The organism is Ruminococcus flavefaciens AE3010, from assembly GCF_000526795.1.
Classification (GTDB): Bacteria; Bacillota; Clostridia; order Oscillospirales; family Ruminococcaceae; genus Ruminococcus; species Ruminococcus flavefaciens_D.
Genome location: NZ_JAGT01000001.1, coordinates 2,404,478 through 2,415,893 on the forward strand (window position 1 = coordinate 2,404,478; position 11,416 = coordinate 2,415,893).

11 protein-coding genes and 1 other RNA gene are annotated in these 11,416 nt (G+C 49.2%); 2 read left to right on the forward strand and 10 right to left on the reverse strand.

The window, feature by feature from the left end; genetic code table 11:
• Positions 1 to 167 precede the first annotated feature (167 nt).
• The 8 genes from N774_RS0110495 to ffs form a co-directional block, all read right to left on the reverse strand.
• Positions 168 to 1,472 (reverse strand): UDP-N-acetylglucosamine 1-carboxyvinyltransferase, encoded by a 1,305-nt coding sequence (locus N774_RS0110495; protein ID WP_024861206.1) that lies wholly within the window; start codon positions 1,470 to 1,472, stop codon positions 168 to 170.
• A gap of 108 nt (positions 1,473 to 1,580) precedes the next feature.
• Positions 1,581 to 3,146 (reverse strand): peptidylprolyl isomerase, encoded by a 1,566-nt coding sequence (locus N774_RS19630; protein WP_207640553.1) that lies wholly within the window; start codon positions 3,144 to 3,146, stop codon positions 1,581 to 1,583.
• 189 nt (positions 3,147 to 3,335) lie between these two features.
• The gene (locus N774_RS0110510) at positions 3,336 to 4,142 is read right to left on the reverse strand and encodes a peptidylprolyl isomerase (protein ID WP_024861207.1); all 807 of its coding nucleotides are present in this window, start codon (positions 4,140 to 4,142) and stop codon (positions 3,336 to 3,338) included.
• 240 nt (positions 4,143 to 4,382) lie between these two features.
• Positions 4,383 to 4,985, reverse strand: a complete 603-nt coding sequence (recR, locus tag N774_RS0110515; protein WP_024861208.1) for a recombination mediator RecR — start codon at positions 4,983 to 4,985, stop codon at positions 4,383 to 4,385.
• Positions 4,986 to 4,991: 6 nt separating this feature from the next.
• Positions 4,992 to 5,342 (reverse strand): YbaB/EbfC family nucleoid-associated protein, encoded by a 351-nt coding sequence (locus tag N774_RS0110520; protein WP_024861209.1) that lies wholly within the window; start codon positions 5,340 to 5,342, stop codon positions 4,992 to 4,994.
• A gap of 108 nt (positions 5,343 to 5,450) precedes the next feature.
• The gene (gene dnaX / locus N774_RS0110525; protein ID WP_024861210.1) at positions 5,451 to 7,061 is read right to left on the reverse strand and encodes a DNA polymerase III subunit gamma/tau; all 1,611 of its coding nucleotides are present in this window, start codon (positions 7,059 to 7,061) and stop codon (positions 5,451 to 5,453) included.
• Positions 7,062 to 7,074: 13 nt separating this feature from the next.
• Positions 7,075 to 7,968, reverse strand: a complete 894-nt coding sequence (locus tag N774_RS0110530; RefSeq protein WP_024861211.1) for a tetratricopeptide repeat protein — start codon at positions 7,966 to 7,968, stop codon at positions 7,075 to 7,077.
• A 37-nt stretch (positions 7,969 to 8,005) separates the two neighbouring features.
• Positions 8,006 to 8,104: signal recognition particle sRNA small type (ffs, locus tag N774_RS18845), an RNA gene on the reverse strand.
• 217 nt (positions 8,105 to 8,321) lie between these two features.
• Here ffs and N774_RS0110535 point away from each other — a divergent pair.
• Positions 8,322 to 9,272: a glycosyltransferase family 2 protein gene (locus N774_RS0110535; RefSeq protein ID WP_242836608.1), complete on the forward strand. Its 951-nt coding sequence runs from the start codon at positions 8,322 to 8,324 to the stop codon at positions 9,270 to 9,272.
• Between the two features lie 19 nt (positions 9,273 to 9,291).
• Positions 9,292 to 9,474 (forward strand): hypothetical protein, encoded by a 183-nt coding sequence (locus N774_RS0110540; RefSeq protein ID WP_024861213.1) that lies wholly within the window; start codon positions 9,292 to 9,294, stop codon positions 9,472 to 9,474.
• A gap of 94 nt (positions 9,475 to 9,568) precedes the next feature.
• Here the strand turns inward: N774_RS0110540 and N774_RS18300 are convergent, their stop codons facing one another.
• Together N774_RS18300 and N774_RS0110550 are read right to left on the reverse strand one after the other, a co-directional pair.
• Positions 9,569 to 10,039 carry a DUF2726 domain-containing protein gene (locus tag N774_RS18300; RefSeq protein WP_024861214.1) on the reverse strand — a complete coding sequence of 157 codons (471 nt, stop codon included), beginning with the start codon at positions 10,037 to 10,039 and terminating at the stop codon, positions 9,569 to 9,571.
• A 33-nt stretch (positions 10,040 to 10,072) separates the two neighbouring features.
• Positions 10,073 to 11,308 (reverse strand): phenylacetate--CoA ligase family protein, encoded by a 1,236-nt coding sequence (locus tag N774_RS0110550; protein ID WP_024861215.1) that lies wholly within the window; start codon positions 11,306 to 11,308, stop codon positions 10,073 to 10,075.
• Positions 11,309 to 11,416 lie beyond the last annotated feature (108 nt).

Below are 11,416 nucleotides of genomic sequence, written 5' to 3' on the forward strand. Positions count from 1 at the left end.
CCCTAATCGGGTCCGTCCCCTCTGTCGCGTTGCGACATCTCCCCATCTTATGGGGAGTCACTCCGCCAAAGGAACACGGTCCCTTTGGAATCCCGTTCATATTCTAATCCAAGTTCTTATGCAGACGAAAAAGCTGCCGCACATCTGTGCAGCAGCCATATTGCTTATTAAACAGCAGCCTTGTCGCTTTCGGGCTTTGTATCCTCTGCCTTATCGGGAACGCTTACCTTTTCGATATCAGCGCCCAGCGCACGAAGCTTGCCCTCCATACAGTCATAGCCTCTTTCGATATGATAGATATCCTCTATCTCGGTAACGCCGCTGGCAGCCAGACCTGCGATTATAAGCGCAGCGCCTGCTCTCAGGTCGCATGCCTTTACGGGAGCTCCCATAAGCTTGCCTGTGCCCTCGATAAGAGCTACCTTGCCGTTTACTGTGATATCAGCGCCCATTCTTCTGAGCTCGTCAACATAGCGGAAGCGCTGCTCCCAGATATTCTCGGTGATGATGCTTGTCCCCTCTGCAAGACAGAGAAGCGTAGCTATCTGAGACTGCATATCTGTAGGGAATCCCGGGTGTGGAGCTGTCTTGATGTTGGTCTTTACAAGAGGACCGTCCACCCATACTCTGATGCTGTCGTCGAACTGCTCTATGTTCACGCCGATCTTTTCAAGCTTCTTTGTGATCGACTCAAGATGCTTTGGAATTACATTCTTTATGAGCACATCACCCTTTGTAGCGGCAACTGCTACCATGAATGTGCCTGCCTCTATCTGGTCGGGAATAACAGCGTAGGTAGTACCGTGGAGGTGCTCCACGCCTCTGATCTTGATAACATCGGTACCTGCGCCCATGATATTAGCGCCCATAGAGTTGAGGAAGTTTGCAAGATCAACGATATGCGGCTCCTTAGCCGCATTCTCAATAACAGTGAGTCCCTCTGCCTTTACAGCAGCCAGCATGGCGTTCATAGTAGCTCCAACGGTAACAACGTCGAAGAATATCTGATTGCCTGTGAGCTTATCGGCTGTAAGGTCTATCATGCCCTGACTGAGAGTATACTCCGCACCGAGAGCTGTGAAAGCCTTCAGATGCTGATCGATAGGACGGTCGCCCAATGGACATCCGCCCGGCATGGAAACTCTTGCCTTATTGAATTTTCCGAGAAGTGCTCCGAGGAAATAGTATGAAGCACGCATTTTTCTTGCATACTCATAGGGGACGCAGAACTTATCGATAGTGGTAGGATCGATCCTGTAAGCGTCCTTGCCTATATTAGTGACCTCAGCACCCATCTCCTTGAGGATATGGATACATATTCTGACATCGCTGATGTAGGGGACATTTTCTACGATACATGGTTCATCTGAAAGAATAACTGCGGGAAGAATAGCAACAGCTGCATTCTTGGCTCCGCTGATGGTGACTTCGCCCTCAAGGCGTCTTCCGCCTTTTACAACAAACTTATCCAAATATTTTCTCTCCTTATTTTTCGGGTCTCTTTATCTTTTCCCGAATTTCTTTCTTTTGTTCCTCGGCATAAGACGCCGACAATTTACACAAAGGGTATTTGCTGAGAATTATTCATTTGTGGTGGTTTCCGCAGTGGTTTCTGTGGAAGCTTCTGTAGCAGTCTGAGTATTTGCCTTTATTTTATCATAATCGGAAATATTGAAGCGAACAGCTTCGCCCTTGTATTCCGATACCTTAACGTACTCTATGGTAACGTCCTTGACAGGCTTATCATTGGTGTCTGTCTCAACATTCTGGACATCGAATACGATATCGAGTCCGTCGAACACCTGACCGAAGATAGTATAGCTGCCGTCCAGCCATGGTGTACCGCCGTTGGTGGAATATACCTCCGCCTCGTTGTCGGTAAAGTCATAGCCTTGCTCTTCAAGATTACTGATCTCTTCAGTGTTGTAGACGTCGCCAGTAACTATATAGAACTGGCTGCCGCTTGAAGCAGTAGAGCCGCTGTTTGCATAGGCAACAGCGCCTGCGGCATGGATAAGATGGGAATTGGTGCCGTCGTCAAAGCCCTTTTCGTATATGGACTCGCCGCCTGTACCGTCGCCTTTGGGATCGCCGCCCTGTATCATAAAGTCCTTGATAACTCTGTGGAATGTAAGGCCGTCATAGTAGCCCTTTTCCGCATGCTCCAAAAAGCTGGGAACGCCCTTTTCGGCGTACTCTGGGAAGAGCTTTATCTTGATCTCTCCGTCGTAGCCCTTGAGCTTCATGGAAACTATCTTTTCGCCCTCCTTGGGAGCTGTATAGTTTGCAATGGTAACATTTTCCTTTTCGGAAGCCTTCTTTGCTTCCTCTATGTCAAAGTCCTTGTAATCGTCTATATACCAGCGTATTTCCTCGCCGTTGTACTCTCCGACAGTAACAGATTCAATGATAACATCCTCAAGAGGCATACTTGAAGCAGCGTTTACCGCAACGTACTGTACCTTGAAAATAACATCAAGTCCGTCGATGACCTGTCCGAAAACGGTATAACTGCCATCGAGCCACGGTGTGCCGCCGACTTTTTTATAGACAGCCTTAGCCTTGTCCGAGAAAACATAACCGCCCTGGCTGAAATAATCGAGATCATCATCAGTTATAGCAGAGCCCGTTACAACGTAGAACTGGCTTCCGTCAGTGGAAGTGGAGCCGCTGTTTGCATATACAAGAGCACCGGGAACGTGGATAAGGTGTGGGTCTGTGCCGCCGTCAAACTTGCCGCCCCAGACGCTTTCGCCGCCCATTCCTGTGCCTTCGGGATCGCCGCCCTGTATCATGAAGTCCCTGATGACTCTGTGGAACTTGAGTCCGTCATAGTAACCCTTTTTAGCCAGCTCAACGAAGTTCTCAACGCCCTTGTCCGCATATTCGGGAAAGAGCCTGAACTTGACTTCACCGTAATCCTTGATCTTCATAGTGATTATGGTATCGCCCTTCTGTGGAGCTGTAAAATTGGCTATATCAACATTTTCTGCTGTAAGCGCCTCTGTTGTCGTCTCGGTAGCCGAAGCACTTGTGGTATCTGTGGTGCTTTCAGAGCTGCTTACACCTGCTTTGCCGCTGCATGATGCAAAAGCAGAGAATACCAGCGTTGTACAGAAAACACCTGCCAGAATCTTTCTAAACATGATTTCACTCCTTGAAAACGTGAAACTATATGATAGTATGTTCAAAACAGAACAAAAAACTATACTTCAACTTATATATTATACACCACAAAAACCGATTTGTAAAGAGTTTTCATGATTTTTTGTATTTTTCGGACAAAGCCGACGGTTCAAATACGGTAAAATCTTCCAATAATAACCGTATATTCTTTACTTTTCAGCTTCCTCAGTCTTTTCATCTTCTGCGGAATATGTGCTGATAGTTACCGAGTTTATCATCACGTCCTCAACGGGCACCTTGTATACGCCTATCTCGTTGGCTTCCAGATTCGCCAGCTTCTCCACAACGTCAAAGCCCTTATAGGTCTGACCGATCACGGTTAGCTGCTGAGAGAAATTGGGAACGCCGCCCTTTTCGATAAAGGCGTTGGCAAGGTCCTTGCTCTCGGATATATCTATGAGCTCCTGCTTTATCTCGTCGGTAAAATCGATAGTATTCACCGTCATGAAGCGGCTTCCGTTATAGTATGTGCCGCCGCCGAGGAATTTCTCCTTGAAGTTCCTCTTAACGGTGGTGTTCATAGCCAGAACAGCACCCTTGAATGGCCACAGGTCTTGGTGGAGCTCTCTCTCCACAAGCTCGTGGGAGTTATCGTTTGCGTTGCCGTTTTTATTGGGAGCTCCTGCCGCAGAATATACGCCGCTCTCCGAGTGGAACACATAGGTGTTGTTGTAATAGCCCTGATTTGCCAGCTCAGTGAAGTTGGCAACAGCATTGGGAGAATACTGGGGATAGAGCACAAAGCGGTACTCGCCGAGGGTAGTGTCCACGATAGCGATAGGGTCGCCGTCCTTGGGAGGGTCCAGCTGTACCAGCTTCATGGTCTCGGCATCAACGGTGATGTAGCTGTTATTGCGTGCCATAAGGGTATTGCTGAGCATTATCACCAGAGATGAAATGCCCATTATGAGGGTAAATATCAGTACAAGTCTGACAACATTGTTCTTTTTCAGCATAAAATTGTCCTTTCAAAAGCATATCGCTTTTATTATACCCGTTATTTCGGCTTTTGTCAATATTTAAGCCGTTAGCCTTTAGCTGCAGGGACGCGCAGTGCGCGTCCACAAGTGATTTGTTAATAGTGATTTGTAGGGAACGCCGCCCTCGGCGTTCCGTGTAGGGGCGCCGTTTCGGCGCCCGCAGACCAAATTAATTCCGAATTCCGAATTAAAAATGGCGTCCAATGGACGCCATTTTTACATATCGTTTCGATTTTCGAGAGCCTTGAAAAGCGTTACCTCGTCGGCATATTCAAGGATACCGCCCACGGGAAGTCCGAAGGCAAGCCTTGTGACCTTGATACCCATTGGTTTGAGCAGTCCTGCTATATACATAGCCGTAGCATCGCCCTCAACAGTGGGATTTGTCGCCATGATGACCTCCTCTACACCGCCCTCGGCTATCCTCGCAAGGAGCTCCTTTACGCGGAGCTTGTCGGGAGTTATGCCGTCCATAGGTGAGAGCAGTCCGTGAAGCACATGGTACACGCCGCCGTACTCTCTTGTACGCTCAAAGGCAGTGACGTCCTTGGGGTTCTCGACCACGCATATAACGCTCCTGTCACGCTCGGGATCGTCGCAGATAGGACATATATCCCTCTCTGTGAGGTTCTGGCAGCACTTGCAGCAGTGAACGTTTTTCTTTGCGTCGATAAGCGCCTTTGCGAAGTCCTCAACCGCTTCCGTATCCATAGACATGACATGATACGCAAGTCTCTGCGCCGATTTCATGCCGATACCGGGAAGTGACGCGAACTTCTCCGCCAGTATGACCAGCGGAAGCGCGTTATGATCTGCCATTATTTATCAGAAAAGACCGGGGAGAGATACTCCGCCTGTGATCTTGCCCATTTCTGTCTCTGTAGTAGTCTCAACGTTGTTTACAGCTTCGTTTACAGCACTGATGATGAGATCCTGGAGCATATCGATATCCTCGGGATCAACTACCTCGGGCTTGAGTGTGAGAGACTTGATAGTCTTCTTGCCTGTGATAGTGACCTCAACTGCACCGCCGCCTGCTGTAGCGGAGAACTCTCTTGCTTCGATATCTTCCTGGAGCTCAGTGATCTGATCCTGCATCTTCTGAGCCTGCTTTATCATCTGGTTCATGTTCTGAGCGCCGCCTGCGTTGATATTCTTTGGTATTCTTGCTTTCATTTTAAAATTCTCCTTTGAAAATAAAAATTCTTAGTTTTATATAAAGCAAAGTTAATTGCTTTTGAACTTGATTACGCGGAACGCCTGACAGGCGTTCCCTGCACAAGCTTACTGATTCTCCACAGCTGTTTCTATCTGGCTGTCCATAGCCTTTTTGATTAGGCTCTCCGCAAGGTTCTTCTGCTCCGTTACGGTAGTCGCGCACCTTGCCTTGATTATGAAGCGCTGTCCCAGCACCTTGGCAATAGCCGCGCCGAGGGAATTGGCGTTCTCCTTGACCTTGAACAGCTCCATGAAGAAGCGGTTCTGAGCTGTGATAAAGATATAGTTTCCTGCTGTGCCTGCAAAGGAGCCGTCAAGGCTTCCTGCAACGGCAGGATTGATATTTCTGAACTCGTCAAGTATATCGTTCCAGCGTTCACAGGGAATGATATCCTCGGCTTTCAGCTTCTTGATGTCGATAGTGGGGATTATCTTCTCGTCCGCAGGAACGGCACTTGCTTCAAGCACCTCGGGCTGCTCGGGAGCCTGCCGATCTGCTGTCGGTACAGCTCTCGGGACTGTGTTGATCTTATCCTCCAACTGTTTTATTTTATCATATATTTCAGAATTGTCAATACTTTCAGCAGTATTCTTTACATTTCCGCAAAGCTTTATGAGAGACATCTCAAACTCTACACGCTTATTCATAGCCCTCTGCATGCGCTCGCGGCACTCCTGTAAAGCTGACAGCCTGTCCATAACTGTGGGCAGGTCGGACTTTTCTGCAATAGCCTTTAAGCGCTCCAGCTCGTCGGGCATACAAACGATGAGCTTGTCAGCGGTATCGGGCGAAGCCTTTATGAGCATGACGTTGCGGAGCTGAGTTATTAGCTCCTCGCAGAGCCTTGTCAGGTCTTTGGACATATCGTAGAGGTCTGCGGTTATGGAAAGAGCCTTTGGCGTATCGGAGTCCGATACAGCGTCCAGCATATCATAGAGGTAGTCTCTGCCTGCGATGCCTGCGGCATTTGAGACAGCCTCGGCGTTTATGGTCTCAGCGCACACCGAGCACTGGTCGAGGAGAGATACTGCGTCACGCATACCGCCGTCGGCAAGCTTCGCTATCATAGCCGCGCCGTCCTCGGTGAGGTTCAGCTCCTCCTGCTGAGCGATATAGCTTATTCTTGCGGCGATGTCCTCCGCCTTTATCCTGCGGAAATCGTAGCGCTGACAGCGTGAAACGATCGTGGCAGGTACCTTGTGTATCTCGGTGGTGGCGAGAATAAACTTCACATACGGGGGCGGCTCCTCCATGATTTTCAGCAGGGCATTGAAAGCGCCTGCGGAGAGCATGTGCACCTCGTCGATGATGTATATCTTATATGCGCCCCGCTCGGGAGTATATACTGCCGCATCGCGGAGGTCGCGGATATTGTCTACGCCGTTGTTTGAAGCCGCGTCAATCTCGACGATATCGGTGAGAGCGCCGCTGTCTGCGTCACGGCAGATGTCACATTCGAGACAGGGATTGCCGTTTTTCATGTTGCGGCAGTTCACGGCTTTTGCAAGGATACGGGCACAGGTGGTCTTACCTGTTCCGCGTGAGCCTGTGAAAAGGTATGCATGGGCGGTCTTTCCGCTGATTATCTGGTTTTTCAGAGCTTCTGTGGTGTATTGCTGGGATATGACGTCGTCAAAGGTCATGGGACGCCATTTGCGGTAAAGCGCCTTGTACACAGCCTTTCCTCCTTTACAGTTTTTTTATGAATTCGTCCTTTTGCAGGGCGACTGTTCCCTTGTAGTATTTGATAAAGTCCACGGGATTGTCGATATTATGGGTTATCGCCAGCTTATAGAGCTTTTCCGCTTCCTCGTATTTCCCGAGGAGCACGTTTGCGATCGCCGCGCCGCCGAGAGCGTTTGCGTAGTCCTCATGCCGCTCAATGGAATCATTGAACCACCTGAGAGCTTCTTCTCCGTCGTACTCTTTAAGGTATACGTTTCCCATTTCGCAGCGGAGCTTATTGCTGTATTTGTAGTCCTTCTCCTCCATAAGGCTCTCATAGATAGCCATGGCGCGCTTAGGGTCGCCGTTTACGGAGTAGCACCGCGCTATAAAGATAGGCAGCTCGGGAATATAGAAGCCGTTCTCCTGAGCGTTCTTATAGCATATTATAGCATTGGGATAGGCGTCAAGGATATCGTAGCAGCGTCCGCGGTAGAACTCGTTTACGGCAGTCTCCTGCTTTGAAAGCCCGTTTTCCTCTCTGCCGAGGTCTGTGAAAGCCTCCAGCGCCATACGGAAGTTGTTCTTGTGGAACAGGTTCAGGCCTTTCTCGAAGCGCCTTGACTTGCGGTTTATCCCCGTAAAGGCGTTGCCGATGAGGTCGTCGTCGAACTGGTGGAATATGCTCTTTTTGTATCTTATTATCTCGGCGAATGAAAAGCATACCCAGTGAAACACAAAGAATACCGCCATATCCATGATGACAAACGGGAAGCCGGTCTCCCTCTCGCCTGCAATGGTCATTGCTGCGAAGATGAAGATCGAAAACACAAAGGAAGCCGCAAGAGCCTTCGGGATACTGCGCCAGAAACACAGCAGGACTCGCTTTGTCCGTGCTGCAAGTATAGAACGGAACATTCTTACCCCCCCTGTTAAAGAAAAATTCCGGAACATAGATGTGCAGGCTTGCTGCGGCACACAACACGCACCGCTTAATGCTGCTCGGTCTCCCGCCTGACATGGTTCACGGGGTCTTGTTGCACAGGGCCCACACATCTATATTTCGGAATTTATCACCCGTTTATACGAGCAGACGATGCTCTTTTAATATGATAACATAAAAGCAAACTTTTGTCAAGCAGAAATTTGATTGCAGTCTGATAATGCATTTTTGGTGTTTTATTGACATATTTCGGCGGCTGTGGTATACTAAATGCAACTATATAAAAAACGAAAGGAAAATCCTCTCAATGTCTCCCGAAAAACTATACATGGTAGTACCCTGCTACAATGAACAGGAAATGCTCCCCGAGACCTCAAAGCAGCTCAAAGCGAAGTACACCGCTCTCATGGAACAGGGGCTGATCTCCCGTGAAAGCCGCATAGTATTCGTAAACGACGGCTCCTCAGACCGGACATGGAGCATTATAAAAGAGCTCCACCGCACCGAGCCGCAATTCTTCTCGGGTATCGACCTCGCCCACAACAGCGGTCACCAGAACGCTGTCCTGGCAGGACTCATGACCGTCAAGGATATATGCGATATGTGCATAACCATGGACGCAGACCTGCAGGACGATATCAACACCATCGACGAAATGGTAAAGAAGTACTATGAAGGCAATCAGGTGGTATACGGCGTAAGGAGTGCCCGCGACACCGATACATTTTTCAAGAAGACCACTGCCGAGGGCTTCTACAAGTTCATGAAAGCCATGGGCACGGACGTTATCTACAACCACGCAGACTTCCGCCTTATGAGCAGAAGAGTTTTACAGGAGCTTTCGGGCTTCAAGGAGGTCAACCTTTTCCTCCGCGGAATGGTGCCGCTTATAGGCTTCCGGAACTGTAAGGTCTATTATGAGCGCCATGAGAGAGCCGCAGGCGAGAGCAAGTACCCTCTGAAAAAAATGCTCTCCTTTGCAATAAACGGCATTACCTCATTCAGCACAAAGCCGCTGAAAATGATAACAGGTCTCGGACTTATAATGTCCGCAGTCAGCATAATCGCCTTTATATGGGCATTCATCACTAAGATAGTGGGCTTCACCGAGCACGGCTGGTCAAGTACCATGTGCTCAATATGGCTCATCGGAGGCTTGCAGCTCTTCTGTCTCGGTATCATAGGCGAGTACATAGGCAAGATATATGCCGAGGTAAAGCAGCGTCCGCGGTATATCATAGCGGAGTTCCTCAGCGACGCCGCAAAGGAAGAAAAATAAATACCAAAGGAGAACAGACATGGACTCGATACTCAATACAATAACAGGCTTTCTCGCCCAGTACTGGGCAATAATCCTTTTCATAATCGTGCTGATAGTACTGCTGAAAATAAAGCACATGATAAAAAAGACGATATTTATTGCAATACTTATCGGAGCTGCCCTGTTTGCATCGGGCGTTACTTTCTTTAATATCAAGTAAATGAATGTAGGGGCGCACACTGTGCGCCCCTACATATCTATGCACTGATCACTTGCGGACGCGCATTGCGCGTCCCTACAAGCTAACAGCTGTATCACCGTAAATATTCTTCGATAACGTCCAGCTCGCCGTAGGTTCGGAGCAGAGTATACCCCGTATTCTCCAGCACCGCATTCACGAAGTCATCGCGCTCAACGCGGTCGGGACGGGCATGTGACGTGTCGTCAAGCTCAATGAGCGCCACTATGGACGTCTCATCGTCCGCAAGAGCGAAGTCTATATGCTTTGCCTTTATTTTGTTGAAGCACTCCATCCAGAATGGATTCTCGGCTTTTGGCTTGGGTTCGATAAGGTCTGCAAGCCTCACCTTTGTGAAAATGCTGAGCCCGTACTCGTCCGCAAGAGGCTTCAGCCGCTTGTAGAACTCATACTCACGGTCGGTGAGAACGGTCTTTGCGTTGTAGAGCTTGGTTATATCGGGCTTGTGCAGCCGCCTGTAAAGCCATATGCAAAAGGCTGTGACAGCTGCAATAAATAGAAGTGCAAGAAGTTCGTTTCCGTTCATTGTATGGAGTTTTGTATCCTGCTGCCTGCGTTATCAGTCGAATCTCTCGTCGATAACACGGGCAGTTTTCTTCATGCTTCTCGGGAGCACGCCTACCTCGACTACCTTTACGATAGGTGTGAAGCCGATGCGGCTCTTTACCTTTTCAGCTATCTTTTTGCTGAGAGTCTCAAAGTCCACATCGCCTGTGGATTCAACGTAGATACGCATAGTATCCTTGCCGTCAAGATGTGAGATACGTATCTGGTACTCGCTGGATATTTCATCAAATGTTGCAAGAACTTCCTCTATCTGGCTTGGGAATACGTTTACGCCCTTTATCTTCATCATGTCGTCGGTACGTCCCATGATAACGTCTATTCTCGGGTAGCAGCGTCCGCACTTGCACTTGCCGGGCACTATTCTTGACAGGTCGTGAGTTCTGTATCTGATAAGGGGAGCACCCTCCTTAACGAGAGTAGTTATAACTATCTCGCCAAGCTCGCCGTCGGGAACGGGCTCGCCTGTCTTGGGGTCGATTATCTCGATGTAGAGATAGTCGTCCCAGTAGTGCATAGCGGTCTCGCCCGGGCAGTTGATACCGATACCGGGGCCGTATATCTCAGTAAGTCCGTAGATGTCGAAGAGCTCTATGCCAAGCTCGTTGTGGATACGCTCACGCATCTTGTCGCTCCAGCGCTCGGAGCCGATAACTCCCTTTTTCAGGTGTATCTTGTCCTTGATGCCGCGCTTCTGTATCTCCTCGGCAAGGAGAAGTGCATATGAAGATGTGGAGCAGAGAACTGTGCTCTCCATATCCTGCATCATCTGGAGCTGCTTGTCGGTGTTTCCGGGACCCATAGGGATAACCATAGCGCCAAGCTTCTCGGCGCCGTTCTGGAAGCCTATACCTGCTGTCCAGAGACCGTAGCCCGGGGTTATCTGTATACGGTCCATATTTGTGATGCCTGCTGTCTCGTAGCAGCGCTTGAACATGATAGCCCAGTCGTCAACGTCCTTGGCTGTGTAGGGAATGATAACGGGAGTACCTGTAGTTCCCGATGATGAGTGGATACGGACGATCTCGTTCTCGGGAGCTGTCATAAGTCCCAGAGGATAAGCGTCGCGGAGGTCCTTTTTCTCGGAGAACGGGAGCTTTGTGAAGTCCTCGGGCGAATCAACGTGAGTGATGCCTGCCTCCTTGAGTTTTTTTCCGTAGAAGCTGCCTGCTTCAACGAGAGCGCGGATACGGTCGTTAACGAGGTCGAGCTGTGCCTGTGAGATCTGCATTTTAATTCTTTCCTTTCATTTAATGCCGTGTAGGGGCGCCCTTTGGGCGCCCGCAAATAGCAAAACGAATATCTCTTTTTGATATTTGTCACGGACTTTATATGCGGA

Excerpts from the sequence above, each read along its gene's own strand:
- N774_RS19630 (WP_207640553.1), bottom strand. The coding sequence starts at position 3,146 with ATGTTTAGAAAGATTCTGGCAGGTGTTTTCTGTACAACGCTGGTATTC.
- N774_RS0110510 (WP_024861207.1), bottom strand. The coding sequence starts at position 4,142 with ATGCTGAAAAAGAACAATGTTGTCAGACTTGTACTGATATTTACCCTC.
- recR (WP_024861208.1), bottom strand. The coding sequence starts at position 4,985 with ATGGCAGATCATAACGCGCTTCCGCTGGTCATACTGGCGGAGAAGTTC.
- N774_RS0110520 (WP_024861209.1), bottom strand. The coding sequence starts at position 5,342 with ATGAAAGCAAGAATACCAAAGAATATCAACGCAGGCGGCGCTCAGAAC.
- N774_RS0110530 (WP_024861211.1), bottom strand. The coding sequence starts at position 7,968 with ATGTTCCGTTCTATACTTGCAGCACGGACAAAGCGAGTCCTGCTGTGT.
- N774_RS0110535 (WP_242836608.1), top strand. The coding sequence starts at position 8,322 with ATGGTAGTACCCTGCTACAATGAACAGGAAATGCTCCCCGAGACCTCA.
- N774_RS0110540 (WP_024861213.1), top strand. The coding sequence starts at position 9,292 with ATGGACTCGATACTCAATACAATAACAGGCTTTCTCGCCCAGTACTGG.
- N774_RS18300 (WP_024861214.1), bottom strand. The coding sequence starts at position 10,039 with ATGAACGGAAACGAACTTCTTGCACTTCTATTTATTGCAGCTGTCACA.
- N774_RS0110550 (WP_024861215.1), bottom strand. The coding sequence starts at position 11,308 with ATGCAGATCTCACAGGCACAGCTCGACCTCGTTAACGACCGTATCCGC.